Genomic DNA, 20,102 nt, shown 5'->3' with positions numbered 1-20,102 from the left:
CATGATCGTTGCCGCCGCATTTGTCGTTCTCGTATTGTTTGGCATGCCCATTGGTTTTGCTATCGGTCTTGCCGGGGTTGTCGGCCTTATCGAGATGGGGGGCGGAAACTTTCTCGCGGTTGGGCCGAGCAAGATCTTCAACGGTCTCAACATCTTTCCGTTTCTTGCCATGCCGTTCTTCATTCTGGCCGGCGAGATCATGAATGACATCGGGATCACCAGCCGCCTTGTCAAACTCGCGCAGGTTCTGGTCGGGCGGTTCCGTGGCGGTTTGGCACATACCAACATGCTGGCGTCGGTGTTTTTTGCCGGGCTGACCGGATCGGCCACGGCCGACGCCGCCGCTTTCGGACGTACGCTTGTGCCCGCCATGGTCCGGGAGGGCTACAAACGCGACTACGCCTGTGCCGTGACCGCTGCTGGGTCAATCATCGGGCCGACCATTCCGCCATCGGGTCTCATGGTGGTCTACGGCTCATTGATGGGCGTCTCTATTGCGGGACTATTTGCGGCGGGTGTTCTGCCCGGGCTGGTGATCTGCCTCGTCTGCATGATTGTGATAGTCATCGGCGGCAAACGCGAAAACCTGCCGAAAGCCATCCGCGGCGCCACCCTGCGAGAAATCTGGGAGACATTCCTGTCCTCGCTTACGGCGTTGGCGATGCCGGTTATCATTCTGGGCGGTATTCTGGGCGGTGTCGTCACGCCAACCGAAGCGGCCTCTATCGCGGTGGCCTATGCGCTGTTCATCGGCGTTTTTGTTTACCGGACGCTGACCTTCAAGAGCTTTTACATGATGCTTGTGCGCACCGCGCGCATCATGGGCGTTATCTTTGTCATTATCGCCTTCGCAGGCATTCTTGGCTGGTGGATGAGTTTCGAACGTATCCCCCAGTTGATTGCCAAGACCGTGCTGAGCCTCTCTGACAACCGCTACATGGTCATCGCCATCATTATCGGCCTGCTTCTGCTCATCGGCATGGTGATGGATATCACCGCCATTCTCATCATCCTGGCACCTGTTCTGGTGCCTTTGACCGAAAGCGTCGGCCTTGAGCCGATCCACGCTGGGATCATCTTTGTTCTCGCCCTCAACATCTCGCTGATGACGCCTCCGGTGGGGGCCTGCCTCTTCGTTCTGTCGTCCGTCACCGGTGAAAAACTGGAGAGAATTTCGATCAAGCTCCTTCCGTTCCTGATCGCGGAAATCGGCATCCTGTTCGCCTTTGCCTTCTGGGAGGACGCGGCCCTGTGGCTGCCCAGAGCGCTTGGCTACGCCCAATAAGACGACCCAACCAACCAAGAACCAACTGGAGGAAAAAATGAAATCTCTTTTCGCGGGACTGGCCGTCGCGGCCATTACGACGGCAAATGCTGCCAGCGCAGAAAGCGTCATCCGCTTTGGCCATGACAATAAAACCGACCCATTCGAAAACCCGGCACATGCCTGTACCGCCGTGTTTTCGAACCTCGTCGCCGCCGATACCAATGGCGCGGTGACCGTCGAAGTTTTTGGGTCCAACCAGCTCGGATCTGCCGCCGAGCACGTGCAGCAGCTACAGGACGGTATCATCCAGGCGACACTGACATCGACTGGGGCGCTGGCCAGCTATTATCCGCGCATCGACATTCTGAACCTGCCCTTCGCATTTACGGGTAACGCGTCCACATATGCGGTGTTCGACGGTCCCTTTGGTGAGGCGCTGAAAGCCGATATCGAAGCAGAACTTCCCGGCGTCGTCGTCCTCGGCTTCCCGGACACCGGCGGATTCTTCGCTGTCACCAACTCAAAACGACCGATTGCCAATCTCGAGGATTTTGACGGCATTCGGGTGCGCACCATGACGCTGCCATCGCACCAGAAAATCATGCAATCGCTTGGTGCCGAAGCCTATCCACTGTCCTGGGGCGAGGTCTACTCGGGCCTGCAAACAGGTGTCATCGACGGTCAGATGAACCCGGTTCCAATCATCTCCTTCGCAAATTTTGCCGAGGTGCAGAAGTATATGACGCTGACCAACCACCTGTTCTCGCCATACACATTTCTGATGAACCGCGCATTCTATGAAGGTCTGACAGATGACGAACGCGCAACCATCCATACCGCCGCAGAAAACTGCGTCGTGGCCAGCCGTGGCCTGAGCCGGATCATCGAGGCATCCGATCGCGGCCTTGCCGGGCTGATGGGCAAAATCGAGGTGACCGCCCTGACAGCCGAGCAACGCACCGCGATGGCAAAGGCGGCTCAGCCTGCGTTCGAAGCACATGTCGCCGAAAACATGGATGACAAGGCGCGCGAACTGCTCAGCCAGTTCCGTGATGCCGTCTCCGCGGCAAACGCTGACGCCTATCTCGATTGATCCTCCCTTCCGCCGGAGCAATCCGGCGGAAACGCCCACCGGAAGCCAAGACACACCTCCGGCATCTCCCTACGGATTGGACCACAACAATGCGGATCTTCTGCGCATCTCTTGCGACCGAAACGAATACGTTTTCCCCGTTGCGCACGGATTTTTCCAATTTCGAGCAGAGCTTCTACGCCCCTCCGGGAAAGCACCCTGACACTCCGACCCTGTGCAGCGCCGTCTTTCCCGCGCTTCGCCGAAGATCCAAAGAGGAAGGGTTTGAACTTATTGAAGGGACCGCCACATGGGCCGAACCCGGCGGTTTGCTGAATGCGTCCACCTGGCACCAGCTGAAGCAGGAACTTATGGATCAAGTCCGGGCGGCACTGCCTCTGGACGCCGTGGTGCTTGGCCTGCACGGGGCCATGATCGCCGAAGGCTGCGTCGATTGCGAAGGATCGCTTATCGAGAGCGTGCGCCAGATCACCGGCCCCGAGACCACAATCGGCGTCAGCTTCGATCCGCATAGCCACCTGAGTGACAAGCGGGTGAAGAATGCCGACATCATAACGGTGTTCAAGGAATTCCCGCACACCGATTTTGTCGAGACCGGTGAAGCCTGCGTAGACCTGACCCTGCGTAGGGCCCGTGGCGAAATCACACCAACAAAAGCAGTCTACGACGTTCGCATGATTGATGTCTTGCCGACCAGCCGCAACCCGATGCGCGGATTTGTCGACAGGATGAAGGCGATGGAAGCAGCGGGCGAGGTTCTGTCCGTCTCATCCATTCACGGGTTCATGGCCGGGGATTCCCCCGATCTTGGCGCAAAGATCATCGTGATCACTGACGGCGACCTGCCAAAAGCTGAGAAAATTGCCCGCGAGCTGGGGCAGGAGTTGTTTTCATTTCGAGGTATCGCCAAACCCGAATATCTGCCCCCCGCTGATGCTTTGCGACTGGCCCAGAATGCACCAAACGGCCCCGTGGTCATTGCCGATGTCTGGGACAATCCGGGCGGCGGCGTAGCTGGCGATTCCACGCTGATCCTCGCAGAAGCGCTACGCCAGGGCATCACCTCTGCGGCCTTCGGCACAATCTGGGATCCCATTGCCGTCCGCCTGTGTCACGCCGCCGGGGAAGGTGCGGAACTGGAGCTGCGATTTGGCAGCAAGACCTCTGCATTTGCCGGTGATCCGATGGACGCCGTCGTGACCGTTCTTCGCAACCAGCACAACGCGGTGCAAAGCTTCGGGACCTCGGTTGTTCCACTGGGAGATTGCTCTGTCATCAGGGTCGATGGCATCGAGGTTGTGCTGAATACCAACCGCAGTCAGGCATTCTCGCCGGATCTCTTCACCAATCTGGGCATTGATATCCACAGCAAGAAAATTCTGGTCGTCAAGTCCACCAATCACTTCCACGGCGCATTCTCAGCAGTTGCATCCAAGATCCTCTATGCCGCTGTCGACGGGCCCTATCCGAATGATCCCACCAAGACGGCTTACAAACGGCTGACCCGCGCGATCTGGCCGATTGCGGAAAACCCGCACGCATCGGAGGGCTCATGATGTTTTCCCAGATCGACACACCGGCAGTCCTTGTCGACCTTGATATTGCCGAAGCGAATATCGACCGGTTTCAAGCCCATTGTGACAGGCACAACCTATCCCTGCGACCCCATATCAAGACCCACAAACTGCCATTTCTGGCGCGGCGCCAGATCGCGGCCGGGGCGGTTGGCATCACCTGCCAGAAGATCAGCGAAGCCGAGGCCATGGTGGCCGAAGGGGGAATTGACGATGTTCTGATCACCTACAATATTCTTGGCGAGCGCAAGCTGAAGCGGCTTCGGACCCTGTCAGAGCAGGTGAAGCTGAGCGTTGTCGCCGACAACACCGAAACTGTCGACGGCCTGTCCCAGGCCTTCGAAACCGCCGAGGCCCCGCTGAATGTGCTGGTCGAGTGCGACACCGGGGCCGGGCGCTGCGGTGTGCAAACCGCTCAGGCAGCTGAAAGCTTGGCCCGCTATATCGCCTCGCGCCCCGGCTTGGCGTTTCGCGGGTTGATGACCTACCCCCCTGTTGGAAAAGACGCATCCGTCCAGAACTGGCTCGCAGAGGCCAGAGCACGCATTCACGCAACGGGCGAGACAGTCAGCGTCGTGTCCAGCGGCGGCTCACCGGGCATGTGGCAGGCGCAGGATGTCCCGATCGCGACCGAATACAGGATCGGAACCTACGTCTACAATGATCGCTCGCTGGTGGCACGGGGCATCTGCACATGGGATGATTGCGCTCTGACAGTCCTGGCAACGGTGGTGTCCGTCCCGACCGAAGATCGCGCAATCATTGACGCCGGCTCCAAAGTCCTGACCTCGGACCTTCTGGGCCTGAACGGTCATGGCCACGTAATGGGCCGCCCGGATATCCGGGTCGACAGCCTATCCGAGGAACACGGCATTCTGCGGGCCGAGGCGATCCATCTCAGCGTCGGCGACCGTCTAAGGATCGTTCCCAACCACGCCTGTGTGGTTAGCAACATGCTTGATCAGGTCGAGCTCATTCGCGGATCCACATCTCTGGGCGCCTGCCCCATCGCCGCGCGGGGGGCAGTCTGGTGACAGCCTCCCTTCCATACATCCAATACCCGGCTCCGCCGGGCCCTGATCTGCGAGGTGGAAAATGACTGATCTTGTCTGCCTCGGCGAACCCCTCATCGAGTTCAATCAAAAACCCGACGGGCAGCTAGTAATGGGATATGGCGGCGATGTCTCGAATGTTGCAATCGCGGCGGCGAGACAGGGCACGGCAACCTCCCTGATATCGCGCCTCGGCGATGATCGCTTTGGCCAGGCGCTGCAGGAGCTTTGGCACCGCGAGCATGTCGATAGCAGCCTGGTCTCGACAGTCGCAGACGGGGAAACCGGCCTCTACTTCGTGTTCCACGACGACCTGGGGCATCATTTTCTATATCGGCGACGGCACTCCGCCGCCAGCAGGATGACCCCCGACGACCTGCCAACACATGCCATCGGCACCGCTAGGATATTCTACGCCTCAGGGATCAATCTGGGCATCAGCAGCACCATGTGCGCCACAACCTATCACGCCGTCAGGACCGCGCGTGCGTCAAACGTGACCACGGCATTTGATCCAAACCTGCGGACTGCGCTTTGGTCACTGGAGGAGGCACGCGCCGTGACACATGATCTGATGCGCCACGTCGATATTGCGCTTCCCGGACTTGATGACGCCCGCCAGCTCACCGGACGTCAAAGCCCCGACGAGATCATCCGGTTCTATCACAACCTCGGCGCGCGCATCGTTGCTCTGACATTGGGTCGCGACGGCGTGGCGGTATCGGAAAATCAGGGGGTCACATTTGTTCCGGGGGCGGTTGTGGAATCGGTCGATGCAACCGGCGCCGGTGACTGTTTCAACGGCATATTCCTGTCCGAGCTTCTGCGTCATGGCAACAGCGTCAGAGCCGCAGAACATGCGAACCTCGGCGCTGCATTGTCCACCACCGGCTACGGGGCGGTTGCGCCGATCCCGCACAGACCAACACTGCAATCAAAAGAAGGACGTCCGACATGACCCGCAAAACAATCGAGCGCATCGGCAATGACAGAACCGGCGCCGGGGGGCAGCCGCTGCCATTTTCCCCCGCCGTGCGCGCAGGCGATCTGGTGTTCATCTCAGGCCAGGTTGCGATGAAGGAAAACGGCGAGATCGAAGCAGGCGGCATCGAAAGCCAGACCCGCAGGACTATGGAGAACCTGATCGCAGCCCTCGCCCTGGCAGATTGCACCTTGGAGGATGTTGCCAAAATCGGCGTCTGGCTCGATGACCCGCGTGATTTCTGGACCTTCAACCGTGTCTATGCCAGCTATTTCCCAAACGGCGGACCGGCGCGGTCCACAGTGCGCTCACAGATCATGGTGGACGCCAAGGTCGAGATCGACGCCATCGCCTATAAACCCCTCTAGGACAAGCCAGCTTCAAACGAGAACCGTTCCTTCGGGATCGGCACACTCCTCACCTGCCAGAAATGTACCCAAAAAATCGCATGCAATACCGACCAGTATCAGAGGCAATACCAGGTCACGAAGCAGGTTTTGACAGCTGGTCTAAACTGTCGCGGTCACTTAAACTCGGAGCACAACTGACAAGGTGATTTCCTGTGCCGTCAAAGCCTCCAAAACAACAGCCGGCAAGCGTAAAAGATGTTGCGAGACTGTCGGGAACATCGCTTGGAACGGTGTCGCGTGTTCTGAACAGAAGCGCCTCGGTGAGCGACAAGACGCGCGCGCAGGTTGAGAAGGCGATTGCAGAGCTGGGGTATGAACCAAACGCTGGCGCACGTCAGATGCGCAGCGGTCGCAGCGGGCTCGTCGGCGTCCTGCTGCCGAGCCTTGATGTCCCCTTCTTTGGCATTCTGGCGCAGGCGCTTGAGCAAGCCTTGTTTCAAAACGGCTACCACTGCCTGATCTGCAATACCGAGGAGAATGAAGAGAATGAAAAACGATATATCTCGACCCTCATTGGCCAGAAAGTGGATGGCATAATCGCAGCGTCGGTTGCAACGAACCAGAATTTCACGCGGCTGTCAGATCAGAATATTCCAATTATCGCCGTTGACCGTTCTCCCGACGAGATCGCGGTGAATCTGGTATCCGTTGACCACCGGGAAGGTGGGCGTCTGATGGCAGAGTATTTGTTGCGCCTTGGGCATCGGAACATTGGTGTCATTGGCGCGCCCACCCATTCAAGACCCATCACCCTGCGCCTGGAGGGGATCAAAGAGGCGTTGACGGCTCAGGGGCTTGAACCGGTCAGCGTGTCTCTTGGCGAAGAGCATAGCTTTGATACCTGTTTCGCCCTGGCGCGGGACGTGCTGGCGAAAAACCGACCAACCGCCCTGATTGGGACAACCGATATCGCGGCAATCGGCGCGATCCATGCCGCGCATGAACGCGGTCTGAAAATGCCTCAGGACATTTCTGTGATCGGGTTCGACAACCTGCCACAAAGCGCCCATATTTTTCCGACCCTGACCACCGTAAATCAGCCGATTTCATTGCTGGGAGAGCTGGCCGCAAAAACGCTTCTGAACCGGATCAACCCGGAGCGTTTCGCGAAACCGGATCTTTCAGCTCTAAGCTTGCAGATCGTCGAACGTGACAGCACCGGACCCGCACCCAAGACCCTATAGCGCGGCGATGGATATGCTGTAGCGGGTGTCAAATGGGCTATCCGGCGTCAGCATGCGCGACGTTTGCACACCGGTTTTTGTCAGGGGATTTTCTGTCGCTGAAATCGAGCATCCCAAATCAAATGCGGAACAAACGGGTTCGATCCCAAGCGCCCAATGGCGGCCGTTCCACGGTGGCGCGTTTCGCCCTCCATTGCTGATCCACAGCATGAGCGAGGGAAAGACCTCTGCATCCCAATCAAGTGTGACGCGATAATCTTCGGCGTGGTTCTCCAGCGCAAAGGTTCCGTCGATGCCGCTCAGGAGCAAAAGCGTCTCGGACCGGTCAGGATAGGGCAGCGCCACTGGATCAAACCCAAGCTCTGTCAGATCTTCCAACCGGAACGGCGCGGGGCGTGAAATACCGGGGGTGCCGCCGGTGTCACCGGGGTAACAAAAGACCCAATCATACACACCCGGACACAGACGCGCCTGTCCGGTGGCCGCTGGCAGGCGAAAGACCGGATGCAACCCAATTGGCAGGCAGGCCTTGCGGCGCATATGGATGCCAAGAGCGATGTCTACCGCAGCCTTGCCGCTGACCCCGCTCACCCGCCGTGTCAGGTGATGGATTGGATCGGTCCTCGGATAGGCGATGTCTGCACGCACCGCCTGCGGGCCATCGGGTGTTATGCGCCAGTCGTGATTGGCGGCATACCCGTGCGGCCATGGATCAGGCATGCGGGAGAGACCGGCCCAATCCCCGGCCAGAGGGCCCTGTGGCGCCATGCCAAAGGGAACACAGGGCCACTCTCCTTGCAGCCCGGCAAGCAGCGGCGGCACACCATTGGGCAACACCTCACCCAGCCAGGGTGCTTTATGCAAAGGCGCAATGCGGCGACCGTCCGGGAGGTCAAACTCAAGGTCGGTCAGCATCGCACCAAATCGGGTGAGACGCGCACGCCCTTTATCCCAGTTGAGCCAAGTCACTTTCGGTCGATGAAAAAGTTGATGAAGACCGCGCCAAGGATCAGACCGCCTTTGATCACTTGCTGCACATAGGGGTTGAAACCCCACAGCGTCATCGCGTTCAGCAGTACGCCCAGAAACAGCACACCGATGAATGCGCCCCAGATCGTCCCCTTGCCGCCGAACAGGCTGATGCCACCAATGATCACGGCCGAGATCACCTCAAGCTCCAGCCCGCGTGCAATGGTCGGATTGCCGGCATTGACCAGCGACGAATAGATAATACCTCCGGTTGCAGCAAAGACACTGGTCATCATCAGGCAGATGGTCTTGGTGCGCCAGACATTGATGCCCGACAGGCGCGCGGCCTCCATATTGCCACCGACCGCATAGATCGACCGGCCCAGCGCCGTGAAATTCGAGATGGTAAAGGTGATGGCAAAGGCAATCGCCAGCAGGAAAACCGGAACCGGAACACCCCAGAAACGGCCTGACCCGATGACGTAATACCAGCTTGGAAAGCTCGAAATCGGGACGCCATTGGTGATCAGGTTGGCCAAGCCCGCAAGGGTTGCCATCATCGCCAGAGACGTGATGAAGGTCGGCACCTGAACCAATTGCCGCAGTTTGCCCGACATGAACCCGACCGAGGCCGCAAACAGCAGCGTCCCGGCAAAGGCGGCAATGACGGTCCAGGTGGCAGGTTCAATGGCGTTTCCGGCCAGCTTCTCGACGATCCAGGCGGTCAGACAGGCGGACACGGCCACCATGGAGCCGACGCTCAGGTCAATTTCTCCGACAATGATCACCAGAGCCATGCCAAAGGCAATCATCCCCGGGACGGCAATATTCCTCAGGATATTCAGCTGGTTGTTCAGGGTGAAAAAGCCCTGCGCCGTTGTCGCAACGATCACGTACAAGACCAGCAGGATCATCAGCATCGAATTTCGGCGCAGATGGGAAATGAATTTGTCGCGCGTCATGCATCGCTCTCCTGTTGGGTTGTGGGTGCCGCCATGCAAGCTGCATAGATATCCTTGGCATCAAGGCCTTCGTTGATGAATTCTTCGGCGATACGACCATCCCGCAGCACAAGGATACGATCGCAGCATTCGGTCAGATCCTCCAATTCGGTCGAAACAACGATCGAGCTCAGACCCTCGCGCGCCTTTTCCCAGATGAGTTCATAAATCTGGCGTTTCGCCTGCACATCGACGCCTCGGGCGGGTTCGTCAAACAACAGAATGTCGGGCGTGTTGTTCATCCAGTTGCCGACAACGATTTTCTGTTGGTTCCCGCCGGAAAGAGAAGAGACCGGTAACATCGGATCGCCGGCCTTGATGTGAAGCCCCGCAATCTGGCGGTCGACAAACGGCTTTTCTGTACGGTGACTGACCCAGCCTTTGGGTGCGATCCGATCCAGTCCGGCAAGACACAGGTTGGCATGCGAGGACAAGAGCTGCACAAGGCCGGAATGCTTGCGATCCTCGGAGGTGTAGCCAATGCCCAGCGCCTTCATCGTCGGGATATCGGGCCGCGCCACGACCTGGCCGTTCACGGTGATCTCGCCCTGATCCGGCACGATGGCCCCGAACAGGCAGTGCAACAACTCGGTTCGTCCCGAGCCGAGCATTCCGGCAATGCCAAGAACCTCGCCCGGGTAAAGATCAAAGCTCACGTCGTCGAAATGGGATGCAAGTGCAAGATGCCGCGCGCTCAGCACCGGTGTTTCCCGCGTTATCGTCTTGGTCGGGCGCTGGAGAGGCGGAAGATTGCCAAACATCATATCAAGGATGACGGCCGGGGTGGCCTCCTTGATCGGTACGGAATCCACGAATTTTCCGTCCCGGATTGCGGTGACAGTGTCCGCGATCTGATCCAGTTCAGACAGCCGGTGCGTAATATAGATGACGGTAACACCAAGCTCGCGCAGCCGACGCACCAGAGTAAAGAGTTGCCGAACTTCTGCCTGCGCCAGCGCAGAGGTGGGTTCATCCAGTTGCAGGACTTTGGGTCGGAAACTCATCGCCTTGACGATTTCGACCATTTGCTGCTGACCAACCGAAAGATCCGCAACGCGGGATTGCGGCGCGATGTCCAGCCCACCAATCTCTTTGAACAGATCACTGGCATCACGACGCAACCGCGCCCAATCAATCAGGCCAGAGCGTTTGTGGGGTAGCCGACCAAGGAAGATATTCTCTTCGACCGATAATTCCGGGACAAGACTGAGTTCCTGATAGACGGTGGCGATGCCGGCTTCTTGCGCTTCACGCGGATTGGAAAACCGTGTCTCGACAGTGCCAATCCGGATCGACCCTGACGTCGGCTGGATCGCCCCCGACATCATTTTGACGAAGGTGCTTTTGCCAGAACCGTTCTTGCCAATCAGTGCGTGAACCTGCCCGGCTGTGAACTCGTGTACAAATCCGTCAAGTGCCTTGACCGATCCGTAGTGCTTGGTGAGCTGATCAAGGATCAGATTTGACACGGGTTACCTGCCTTTGCCTGTGATGATCAGTGAAACAGAGGGCCGACACGGCCCCCTGCCATTGATTCTACTGAATGCTTTCCAGGAACGCGGTGACGCCATCCGCGTCGGTCCTGCTCAGAAGCATTGCCGGCACGGTGGTTTGTGCCTCGACTTCTTCGCCTGCAAGGATGGCAAGGGCGGCTTCGGCACCCATGGCACCCATCTGGAGCGGCGCCTGAGCAGTCACCGCCTGCAGAACATTGTCGCCCGCCAAAAGACCCCGACCCAGCTGTTCCGATCCGTCGATGCCAAAGACAAAGACCTCACCGGCACGACCCGCGTTGCGCACCGCCTGCATCGCCCCCACGGTGCCGCCTTCGTTTGCCGCGTAGATGACATTGACCTCGGGGTGGGCGGTCAGAATATCGGTGGCCACAGTAACTGCGGCTTCTGGCATCCAGGCGTCCTGCTCGGCCACGATCTCGATGGAATTGCCTTCAGCGACAGCATCCTTGAAACCGCCTGTCCGGTCGCCAGACTGTTCCGGCAAGAGCGACGAGAACGCCAGAATGGCGACATTTGCTTTGCCACCAAGGCTATCACTTACAAAGCTGGCGGCGGCAGCGCCGGTGGATGCCCCAAGATCACGGTTGGCCGTTGAGAAGGTCGCATGTGCAATGCTGGCATCCTCAAGGCCGCCGTTCAGGGCAACCACAACAATACCGCCGTCACGTGCGCGCTGCAAAGCAGGGCCCGAATTCGCGGCCGAAAGTGGCGCAATCACGATCGCATCGACGCCGCGCGAAATGTAGGTATCAATGGCCTGAATTTCACGCGCCTGATCGCCGTCGATATTAATTTCCAGTACTTCTGCGCCCGCCGCTTCGGCGGTTTCGCGCACACCCGTTTGCAGGAACTGCATGAACTGGTCGCCCTGGAACACGATGCTGGCAATTACCGGGGCGTCCTGTGCGGTCGCACCGAGCGGCAGCATTGCCGTCATTGCTGCGGTCGTCAGTGCCAAAAAGCTACGTCTGGGGATGATAGTCATTGTCTTTTCCTCCTCTAAAGACAGTTCTGACATCACATGAAGCTGGTTCATGTCGTGATGCCTTTTGTCTGCCGATCCAGTTGATCGGTCAGTTGGTTCAGATTCGGGATGGCTTCGGTGGCTGTGACCCCGCGCAAGGAGGCCCTTGCGATGGCATGGCCCAGTTCCAGGGCGCGCTGTGGTGTCCAGCCTTCATGAAGCGCATACAAAATTCCGGCACAAAAGGCATCGCCTGCGCCCAAGGGGCTTGCGACCAGTTCACGCGGTAAGGGCACGACCGGGACGTGTGCGACCTGCCCATCAACCCCAATCCAGAGCGCCATTTGCTGGCAGTGAACGACCACGGCCCGCCGGACCCCGTCTTTGATCAGCGCCTTTGCCATCTCGATCATGTCCTGCATATTCGGCGTCTGACTGGCGACAGGTGGAGTCTGGCCACTCGCGCGGGCCAATTCGATTTCGTTCAATATCAGATAGTCGATTTGTCGAATTGTCGTCGCGACGATCTTCGAGAAATCCGGGCGATCAACCGAAGCAAGATCAACGCAGGTGGTCATACCTGCGGCGCGGGCACGGGAGAGCACCCTCGCCGCAGGCGTGCTGCCATCATCCGTGATCCGATCCAGATCGGCCAACAGGGTCAGGTAGCCCAGATAGAAAATGCGCGCTTTATGGCTTTCAAAAACGCCCGTCGGGAAATCTTGATCAGACAGCACGTCATTGGAGCCGCCCTGATAGAAGAACGTGCGCGATCTTCCGGTAACAGACATGACGTGAGTATGTGCCGTCGCGGTGTCTGGTTTTTCCGTGATCAGATGCGTTGGAAGACCCAGTTCATGACAGTGCGCCTTGATAAATTTCCCGAAGTCATCCTGACCGATGGCGCCCATCGGCCAAAGCGGTAGCCCGGTTTCAAGCTTGGTCAGCGCCGTCACAACATTGGCCGCACCGCCACCCACGCCCTTGTCTTGCCCGTCGATGCGAACCAGATCGCTCTCAGCGGGCCAATGCGCAATCTCGTGTACGAGATCCACGATCCAGTTGCCCGCACAAATTATGCCTTCGCGCGTGGTCACGGGGTCGACCCCACTTCATTCCACAAGGGATGCACGGGTTGGGCATCTTCCGTTATGGAAGAAAACCGCCCCAGAGGCTCCAGAAAATAGTTGTCCGATCCGTCATCATTGACCTGAGACACTTCACCGCCCAGCACCATGCCGCTGCCTGGGCGCGCATAGAAGCGGTGATAAAGACCACATGGAATCGTGACACTTGATCCGGGTTTCAGGCAGAGCGGTTCATCGGGTTCCAGCCGGTGGACAAAGCCATCACTGCGCAGAACAATTGGATCATCGACACCGTCAGGCTGGCGGAACTCGATCATCAAATCCCCGCCGCCACGGTTGATGATGTCCTCCAGCTTAATCTTGTGGGTATGAAACGGAGTTTCCTGCCCTTCCCCGACGAACAACAGCTTTTCAGCGTAGGGCAGACTTGTCGCGTCAGACTGGATACCGTTGCGCAGGCAGAACAACACCAGACCGCGCCGCGCAAAATCGCCCGAGCCGAAATCCGTCACATCCCAGCCCATCTGATGAAGCTGCAACCAGTCGCCCAAGTCGGGATTGGCTGCGAATTCTGCAACATCCCAATCGGCCCAGGCAGGCAGGGACCAGCGATATTCCTGCAAAAGCTCTTTGGCGGCGCGAATGGCCTGATTGATCTCGGAGCGTTTCACGACGCCCTCCCGTAGTCGACAGAGACGACCCTGTGTTCGGTGCCTGCCCTAAGGGCTGCGGTCAGCACGGCATGGTGGTCCGCCGCTTCTGCGGGTGTTGCGCAATGAAATCCACGCGCATCGCCTCCGGCCAGCTCATCCAGAAAGGCGGCCCACATCTGTTGCAGGGCGTCCGGGAAACCAAATTCGAAAATGGCCCCCGTTATGGCCGGGAACAGGGTCTGAAATCCGATGTCCTGCACCTGCCAGACCTGATCCCCGCCGCTATAGTCCATCCACTGCCACTGGCGCGGGTTCTTGGTGGTGAAATAGGCGCTTCGTTTAGTCCCAAGAACGCGCAGGCTCCAGCTGTTGGAATCTCCGGGCGATATACGCCAGGTTTTCAGCACGAGAGGAAAGCCGCCCCCGGCATCCTCGACATGGCCAGTAATGGTGGCGTTGTCCCACGTCTCGCAGGGTACGGTCCCCCCCTTGCCATCCGGACGGGTCCGAAACCGGTTGACCAAAGACGCCGATACATGGGTCGGGCGCCACCCCAGTCGCAAGGGCACATGCAGCACATGCATGCCAAGATCGCCCATGCAGCCGTAGGCGCCATTTACCTCAACCATGCGTTTCCAGTTGATCGGCTTGTCCGGGTCAAGGTCCGAGGAATGCAGGAACGCGGCCTCAACTTCGATGATTTCTCCCAGATCACCGGATCGCACAAGATTGATGACCTTTTGCGCACCGGGATAGAACGGCATCTCGGATGAACACCGCACCATCACATCAGGGTGCGCATCAATCGCCGCCTGAATACGGGCGTTTGCGGCCCCATCCATGCCAAACGGTTTTTCGCCGAACAGGTGTTTCCCGGCAGCCATGATCTGCGGATATACCTGATCATGCAGCACATGCGGTAGCGCGCAATAGATGGCCTCGACCTCTGGATTGTCGAGCATCTCTCGGTAGTCGGTCGTCTTTTGAGTCACGCTGGACAGATTGTGCGAAAACCAATCCATCAGGTCCGTGTTCGTGTCGCACACCGCGACAATCTCTGGCCGCGCTTTTGTTTCGGTCAGATGCAGCCAGCGGGCGGCAGTCGAGGCAAACTCGCGCCCCATAAGCCCGCAGCCAATGACGCCGAATTTGACGACGCGGCTCACGCGATCATCCCCAGGGCATCAGCCACGGAGGCGCCGTCATGCACCACCGCCATCAGCGCTTTGGTCATGCCTGCCGGGTCGTCGTGATGGATCACATTGCGGCCATAAACGATACCGCGGGCGCCCTGTTTCATCAGAGCTTTGGTCCGGGTCAAAATCTCGTTGTCCGAGACCTTTCCACCACCGCGCACCAACACGGGTACGTCCTGGGCAATCTCAATCACACGGTGATACTGGGAAACATCGTCGCAAGGATCCGCCTTGATGATGTCCGCGCCCAGTTCCACGGCCTGACGCACCAAAGGCAGGATCTTTGCCAGATCGCCATCCACCATGTAACCACCACCGGCCTTGGCGTTGTCTTGCATCACCAGCGGCTCCACCATCAGCGGCATCCCTGCCAGATCGCAAGCGCGCTTCAACCGGTTGATGTTCTGAATGCAGGCCTGATGCACTTCGGGCTGACCGGGCAGCATGAGCAGATTCACCACCACACAGGCCGCATCGAGGGCCACAGCTTGCTCAACCGGGTCGGCTATCACTTCTGAAAACAGCGACCTTGGCAACGGATTGCCATAAACATTGGCAATGTCGGTCCGCAACACCAGCGCCGGACGGTCCTTGCCGGGGATTGCCTGCAGGATCGGCGCCGTCCCCGGTGGCAGCTGAATGGCATCCGGTGCCGCGCTCGCCACAATCGTGATCGCGGCCTGCATGTTCTCAATCCCGCCAAGGAAGGCGCTTTCATTAAACATGCCGTGGTCGATTGCCACGTCAAAGCAATTTCCCGAAACACCGAACAGCCTGTTCATACGTGCGGATTTCACCTGCGTCCCTCCTGTGGAATTTCCCTAAAAGATTATGGAAACGTTTCCAAATAAAAGGTTCGTTCTTCATCAACATCTTGTCAACAAATTTCTTCGAGAATTTTTTATGTTCTAAAACATATGGTTATATGCGCACGGAGTGGAGACCTCCGAGATCCTCGTACTAGATCTTCGGTTCATGACTGCGAAATGCAGGGCAGTTCGCCCAGCGCGTTAGCACGCTCGAAAGGGTGTCGGCCCGTGATCGGCCTGTCTTCATCGCTTTTCGAAAGTGCCGCCGCCGCAAGCAAAAAATCGTCAGCCAAATGCTGGCAGGCGATCGACAGATCGCCCCGCACATCTCGTGCTTCGACAAATCTGAGCGCAGTGACTGGACCCGGACCAGAGCCGACTTCGAGTGCGACGCCGAGAACAATCAACACATCTGCCCTGAAGGGCACGAGGTGAAGCAATTCCCCCGGAACTGTTCCGATCCGAACCGCAGGCCGACCGGCAGGGGCATCGCCATATAGCAGTGTTTGAAGCACACGTGTCAGGCCGCCCATCACAGGCGCGCTGCCGCCAGAATATGGATTTCCAGTCGATCAACCGGCGAGGAACCTGAACCGGCTCCTATTACATGGGTCATGCGGCGCAAATGACGAATTTCTCCTCGCCGCAACCGCCCACAATCTCCAGAAACTGGCCACAAACTATCCTGCGCCGCAGCAACCGCAATAAGCCAGACAAGAAAGGCACTCTCGACCATTTTCAGGGGGCGATATTCTGCACCAGAGAACCGGTCTATTTTCAGAATCGGACCAAAGCGGCAACGCCATCAATGACTAAAATCCTGTACCGCGCCGCACTCCGGATAGGGAAACTCTGACATTCTCGAGCTCCGCCAATAGCGCCCGTTTTCAAGGATCGCTTTGTCTGCACATGGCCCGACGGCCGTTATTGTTTTGAGACTAGACCCTATTCTTACTCAACCATGCTGCCCAAATGGCAAACGCCAACGCCAGTCCCGTTGAAACTAGCATAAGCATAAGCAGCGTTTGCGCCCCGTTCGTCTGTGATACGAGGTTGCCCGTCACTGTGGTAACAACCGCACCGCCTGCAACTATGAGAGCGCCGCTCAGCCCGGCAGCGCTTCCGGCGAGATCTGGTCGAACCGACATCGCACCGGCATTGCATCCCGGCATGGTCATGCCGTTCCCTAAACCAACGAAGATCGTGCTCGCAAAGAAAATCTCCGCTGACATGATCTCCGATGCGAGCAACAGCAAACCGCCCACAATACCACTACACGCCATGACCCGGCCCGCAATCATCATGGTTGTTGGTTCGAAGTGTTTTCCAACCCGACCGGCTAAGAACCCGCCGATCATGAAGCCAACTGTGATGGTCCCGATATAGAATCCAAGTCCAGCGGTTGTGACATTGAAAGCGGACTGCGCAACAAGAGGTGCGCCTGTCAGAAAGATGTAGAATGCGCCGACAGAAAGCGCACCACAGAGTGCATAAGCCCAGAACAGGGGCTCACGGATAAGCATCATCGTGCCAGGTGCCGGAGTGCTGGCATCTGTTGCCCTTTGAGGCCTCGTTTCTCCGAGGTCGAACCAGCAAAGCAGCAGTAATCCGAAGCCCGCTACAGCATAGAAACCAAAGACGGACCGCCACCCAAATAAGGTGTCCAACACCCCTCCCAGCATGGGGCCGACCATTGGAGCAATCGCCATCGCCATTCCGATATAGCCGATCAGGCTTACAGCCTCCCGCGCCGTTCTCGTATCCCTAACGATCGCGAGAGAAAGCGCGTAACCGCCGACGATGCCGCCTTGGAGCATCCGGCAGAACAGAAAAGCCACGATGTTTGGAGCAAAAGCGCACCCCACAGAGGCGAAAGCAAAAACAAACAAAACCACCAGAAGGACCGGTCGCCTGCCGATCCGGTCTGACAAGGGCCCGACGATCAACTGAATAACTGCCGTTATTGCCAGATATCCGGACACCGCCCAGCTCACAGTACCGTAGTCGGTATTGAGATCGACAGCGATGTTAGCCAGAGCGGGTAGAAACATGTTGAGCGACATGGGCGAAAACCCAGTCAACAGGATCAATGTGATCAAATTCGGAGGTGTTCTTGCGCGGTTCATCTGATGCTCTGAGCAATAAAAAAAGCCCCCGAGAATGTCGGGGGCGCATGGAAACGGATATGGAGAACCCTATCGGACCATGCGCCTCTTGCTTGCTACATCGATGACGAATTTGAAGGTCATGATCTCACTCCTTTGGGATCAAGCGTAGTAAGGATCGTTGACCCTGGCAACACGCAAAGCTGCCACCCATACACAGCGCAGCATCGGTCAATCCGGACTAACTGCACGCTTTCGCTGCGTCGCCCATGGATGGCCGCCCTAGGTCTCTAAGCAAAGATCAGGGAAAAGCTGCTCTGGCGTGGTATTGCAAAGCGGCGGCCACAGCTTGCTCGGTCCTTCCAGATCGGCGCTACGCCATACCTGCCAAGGTGACAGCAGAGCCTGCGAGGCCGAATTCGCGGGCGCCTTGTCCCAGGAACCTCCCCGAACGCGCAGATCGGCCCAGAGGCGTTGATGCCGATTGAGCTGCTGTTTTGTGGCCTGCCGCATGTTGGCACAATGCTGCAGCGCATATTTTGCACCAGCATGGAACGCAGGCAGTTATCGCACGTCAGGTCAATGATGTGACGGAAAAGTCAAACACATCTGACGCTCGAAATCTGACGTATCAAAGGAGGGAAGTGGCGGACCGAGGAGGATTCGAACCCCCGACCCCTTGATTCGTAGTCAAGTACTCTATCCAGCTGAGCTATCGGTCCACTGCGGCGGGGTTTAAGCGTAGCGGCGCGGGGGTGCAAGTCCAAAATGTCAGATTGCCGCAGGTTTTCTTCTTTTTGCGATTGGGGCGTTCCGACGCGCGGATTGCGGGCACCGCGGCGTCAAAGAGTGCCGTCGCCCTTGGGCAGACAGATATCGAATACCGTGCCCTCAGGACCGGTGTCGCGCAGGACCACCATGCCGCCATGGCCGCGGGCCAGTTCGTCGGCGATGGCAAGGCCAAGGCCGGTGCCGCCCTTGCGGATGCCGCCCTGAAACGGGGTAAAGAGATTCTCCCGCGCTTTCACCGGCAGGCCGGGGCCGGTATCGGTGACGGAGATCCACCAGGCCTCGTGATCTTCACGCGCAGACAGGGTGATCTGCCCCGGCTGACCGCTGGCCTCGATCGCCTGACGGGCATTGCGCACCAGGTTCATCACGATGCGGAACAGCTGCTCGGGATCCGCCCGCAGGCTCAGATCGACGGGCACCTCATTGCGGAAGGTGACACGCCCCTCCGCTCCGCCGGCCAGGCTCTCGCTTTCCAGGATGTCCTCCACCTGACCGTGTAGTGCAACCCGGCCAAAGGTCGGCGCCGGCTCCTCTGCCCGGCCAAAGGCCAATGTCCCCTCACAGAGTGAGACCGCGCGGGTGATCGAATTCACCAGCTTCGGCGCGAGGCGCCGCACCAGGGGGTCTTCGCTCATCTCGATACGGTCGGTGAACAGCTGCGCCGAGGTCAGGATATTGCGCAGATCATGGCTGACCTTGGCAACAGCGCCGCCCAGCTGGGCCAGCCGCTCGCGCTGTTTCAGCGCATGGGTCAGCTCGGTCTGCAACTGCATCAGCGCCTCTTCGGCCTCGCGCAGCTCACGCACACCGGCGCTGGGGTGGATGATCCCACGGGCATCCTCCGGCGCCGCCGCATAGCGCTGCATATAGCCGATGACCCCCTTGATCGGCTTCACCATGAACCGGCGCACCGCAGCAAACAGCAGAACGGCAGTAAAGATTGAGATCACCGCCGAGAGCAGCAGAATACGCAGCCCGTAATCAATCATCGCATCGCGCAGACCCTTGGTTTCAATCGTGATTTCAATCAGAAGACCAGCGTCTCGCACCGGCGCCCCAATCACCCGGATGATCTGGTTTTCCGGCGTGACCAGCCGCTGCATGGCATGGCCGATCAGTGCAAACGGGCTGCTCATCCGCAGATCATAAGTGCCCGAAATCGGCGCCGGTATCGGTGAGGACAGCACCAGTTGGCGCACTTCGTCCCGCCGCAGAACCACGTTGAAGACACCAGCATTCTCCAAAAGCTCCGCCTCCAGCTCGGTGTCCAGCATGTCATCCGCCAATAGCGCCAGCGACGCGATCTGCGCCCGCTCCAGACGGTCGGCCAGATAATCGAGACGGAACCGGGATACGGAGGGCACAAAGATCAGGATCTCGGCCAACATCACGAAGACCGTGGTCAGGATCAGGAATCTGCCTGAAAGCGTATTGAGCATTCAGCCC

18 protein-coding genes, 1 tRNA gene and 1 pseudogene are annotated in these 20,102 nt (G+C 58.5%); 8 read left to right on the top strand and 12 right to left on the bottom strand.

Annotated elements, in window-relative coordinates:
- The first annotated feature begins 1 nt into the window (after nucleotide 1).
- The 7 genes from VWY34_RS18475 (at nucleotide 2) to VWY34_RS18445 (ending at nucleotide 7,562) form a co-directional block, all read left to right on the top strand.
- A complete protein-coding gene (locus tag VWY34_RS18475) occupies nucleotides 2–1,285 on the top strand; it encodes a TRAP transporter large permease (RefSeq protein ID WP_416541094.1) in 1,284 nt (427 codons plus the stop codon).
- A gap of 37 nt (nucleotides 1,286–1,322) precedes the next feature.
- A complete protein-coding gene (locus VWY34_RS18470) occupies nucleotides 1,323–2,360 on the top strand; it encodes a DctP family TRAP transporter solute-binding subunit (protein ID WP_416544424.1) in 1,038 nt (345 codons plus the stop codon).
- Nucleotides 2,361–2,449: 89 nt separating this feature from the next.
- A complete protein-coding gene (locus VWY34_RS18465) occupies nucleotides 2,450–3,916 on the top strand; it encodes a M81 family metallopeptidase (protein WP_416544425.1) in 1,467 nt (488 codons plus the stop codon).
- Nucleotides 3,913–4,968, top strand: a complete 1,056-nt coding sequence (locus tag VWY34_RS18460) for a D-TA family PLP-dependent enzyme (protein ID WP_416544426.1) — start codon at nucleotides 3,913–3,915, stop codon at nucleotides 4,966–4,968. Before VWY34_RS18465 ends, VWY34_RS18460 begins: the two co-directional genes overlap by 4 nt.
- 61 nt (nucleotides 4,969–5,029) lie before the next feature.
- Nucleotides 5,030–5,944, top strand: coding sequence for a sugar kinase (locus tag VWY34_RS18455; RefSeq protein ID WP_416544427.1), 915 nt, complete (start codon nucleotides 5,030–5,032; stop codon nucleotides 5,942–5,944).
- Entirely contained in the window at nucleotides 5,941–6,336 is a 396-nt protein-coding gene (locus VWY34_RS18450) for a RidA family protein (protein ID WP_416538180.1), read from the top strand. Before VWY34_RS18455 ends, VWY34_RS18450 begins: the two co-directional genes overlap by 4 nt.
- A 194-nt stretch (nucleotides 6,337–6,530) precedes the next feature.
- Nucleotides 6,531–7,562: a LacI family DNA-binding transcriptional regulator gene (locus VWY34_RS18445; RefSeq protein ID WP_416535580.1), complete on the top strand. Its 1,032-nt coding sequence runs from the start codon at nucleotides 6,531–6,533 to the stop codon at nucleotides 7,560–7,562.
- Here the strand turns inward: VWY34_RS18445 and VWY34_RS18440 are convergent.
- The 9 genes from VWY34_RS18440 to VWY34_RS18400 all read right to left on the bottom strand — a co-directional run bounded on the left by VWY34_RS18440 (nucleotide 7,557) and on the right by VWY34_RS18400 (nucleotide 16,169).
- A complete protein-coding gene (locus VWY34_RS18440; RefSeq protein WP_416544428.1) occupies nucleotides 7,557–8,531 on the bottom strand; it encodes a hypothetical protein in 975 nt (324 codons plus the stop codon). The genes VWY34_RS18445 and VWY34_RS18440 overlap by 6 nt on opposite strands.
- Entirely contained in the window at nucleotides 8,528–9,493 is a 966-nt protein-coding gene (locus VWY34_RS18435; protein WP_340546636.1) for an ABC transporter permease, read from the bottom strand. Before VWY34_RS18435 ends, VWY34_RS18440 begins: the two co-directional genes overlap by 4 nt.
- Nucleotides 9,490–11,001: a sugar ABC transporter ATP-binding protein gene (locus VWY34_RS18430; protein WP_416544429.1), complete on the bottom strand. Its 1,512-nt coding sequence runs from the start codon at nucleotides 10,999–11,001 to the stop codon at nucleotides 9,490–9,492. The genes VWY34_RS18435 and VWY34_RS18430 overlap by 4 nt, the downstream gene beginning before the upstream one ends.
- A 67-nt stretch (nucleotides 11,002–11,068) precedes the next feature.
- On the bottom strand, nucleotides 11,069–12,034 hold the full coding sequence (locus tag VWY34_RS18425; protein WP_340546634.1) for a substrate-binding domain-containing protein: 966 nt from the start codon (nucleotides 12,032–12,034) through the stop codon (nucleotides 11,069–11,071).
- 47 nt (nucleotides 12,035–12,081) lie between these two features.
- Complete coding sequence (locus VWY34_RS18420) at nucleotides 12,082–13,068, bottom strand: carbohydrate kinase family protein (RefSeq protein ID WP_416558598.1); 987 nt, start codon at nucleotides 13,066–13,068, stop codon at nucleotides 12,082–12,084.
- Between the two features lie 38 nt (nucleotides 13,069–13,106).
- Nucleotides 13,107–13,772, bottom strand: a complete 666-nt coding sequence (locus VWY34_RS18415; protein ID WP_416544431.1) for a D-lyxose/D-mannose family sugar isomerase — start codon at nucleotides 13,770–13,772, stop codon at nucleotides 13,107–13,109.
- Nucleotides 13,769–14,920, bottom strand: a complete 1,152-nt coding sequence (locus tag VWY34_RS18410) for a Gfo/Idh/MocA family protein (protein WP_416544432.1) — start codon at nucleotides 14,918–14,920, stop codon at nucleotides 13,769–13,771. Before VWY34_RS18410 ends, VWY34_RS18415 begins: the two co-directional genes overlap by 4 nt.
- Nucleotides 14,917–15,747 carry a class I fructose-bisphosphate aldolase gene (locus VWY34_RS18405; protein ID WP_416544433.1) on the bottom strand — a complete coding sequence of 277 codons (831 nt, stop codon included), beginning with the start codon at nucleotides 15,745–15,747 and terminating at the stop codon, nucleotides 14,917–14,919. Before VWY34_RS18405 ends, VWY34_RS18410 begins: the two co-directional genes overlap by 4 nt.
- A 176-nt stretch (nucleotides 15,748–15,923) precedes the next feature.
- Complete coding sequence (locus VWY34_RS18400; RefSeq protein ID WP_416544450.1) at nucleotides 15,924–16,169, bottom strand: hypothetical protein; 246 nt, start codon at nucleotides 16,167–16,169, stop codon at nucleotides 15,924–15,926.
- Here VWY34_RS18400 and VWY34_RS18395 point away from each other — a divergent pair.
- A pseudogene (locus tag VWY34_RS18395) lies at nucleotides 16,065–16,467 on the top strand (IS5/IS1182 family transposase); the annotation flags it as partial. The gene VWY34_RS18400 and the pseudogene VWY34_RS18395 overlap by 105 nt on opposite strands.
- Nucleotides 16,468–16,697: 230 nt before the next feature.
- Here the strand turns inward: VWY34_RS18395 and VWY34_RS18390 are convergent.
- The 3 genes from VWY34_RS18390 to VWY34_RS18380 all read right to left on the bottom strand — a co-directional run bounded on the left by VWY34_RS18390 (nucleotide 16,698) and on the right by VWY34_RS18380 (nucleotide 20,095).
- Nucleotides 16,698–17,885, bottom strand: coding sequence for a multidrug effflux MFS transporter (locus VWY34_RS18390; protein WP_416544434.1), 1,188 nt, complete (start codon nucleotides 17,883–17,885; stop codon nucleotides 16,698–16,700).
- 624 nt (nucleotides 17,886–18,509) lie between these two features.
- Nucleotides 18,510–18,586 (bottom strand) — tRNA-Arg (locus VWY34_RS18385).
- Nucleotides 18,587–18,706: 120 nt separating this feature from the next.
- Nucleotides 18,707–20,095, bottom strand: a complete 1,389-nt coding sequence (locus VWY34_RS18380; RefSeq protein WP_340546628.1) for a sensor histidine kinase — start codon at nucleotides 20,093–20,095, stop codon at nucleotides 18,707–18,709.
- Between the last annotated feature and the right edge of the window lie 7 nt (nucleotides 20,096–20,102).

This window comes from Phaeobacter sp. JH20_02 (assembly GCF_048056915.1).
In the GTDB taxonomy this organism is placed as follows: Bacteria; Pseudomonadota; Alphaproteobacteria; order Rhodobacterales; family Rhodobacteraceae; genus Phaeobacter; species Phaeobacter bryozoorum.
This window is presented reverse-complemented; position numbering and strand designations above follow the sequence as displayed.

Coding starts and splice junctions, on each gene's coding strand:
- VWY34_RS18450 (WP_416538180.1), top strand. CDS start 5,941: ATGACCCGCAAAACAATCGAGCGCATCGGCAATGACAGAACCGGCGCC.
- VWY34_RS18465 (WP_416544425.1), top strand. CDS start 2,450: ATGCGGATCTTCTGCGCATCTCTTGCGACCGAAACGAATACGTTTTCC.
- VWY34_RS18460 (WP_416544426.1), top strand. CDS start 3,913: ATGATGTTTTCCCAGATCGACACACCGGCAGTCCTTGTCGACCTTGAT.
- VWY34_RS18380 (WP_340546628.1), bottom strand. CDS start 20,095: ATGCTCAATACGCTTTCAGGCAGATTCCTGATCCTGACCACGGTCTTC.
- VWY34_RS18455 (WP_416544427.1), top strand. CDS start 5,030: ATGACTGATCTTGTCTGCCTCGGCGAACCCCTCATCGAGTTCAATCAA.
- VWY34_RS18475 (WP_416541094.1), top strand. CDS start 2: ATGATCGTTGCCGCCGCATTTGTCGTTCTCGTATTGTTTGGCATGCCC.
- VWY34_RS18390 (WP_416544434.1), bottom strand. CDS start 17,885: ATGAACCGCGCAAGAACACCTCCGAATTTGATCACATTGATCCTGTTG.
- VWY34_RS18425 (WP_340546634.1), bottom strand. CDS start 12,034: ATGACTATCATCCCCAGACGTAGCTTTTTGGCACTGACGACCGCAGCA.
- VWY34_RS18470 (WP_416544424.1), top strand. CDS start 1,323: ATGAAATCTCTTTTCGCGGGACTGGCCGTCGCGGCCATTACGACGGCA.
- VWY34_RS18435 (WP_340546636.1), bottom strand. CDS start 9,493: ATGACGCGCGACAAATTCATTTCCCATCTGCGCCGAAATTCGATGCTG.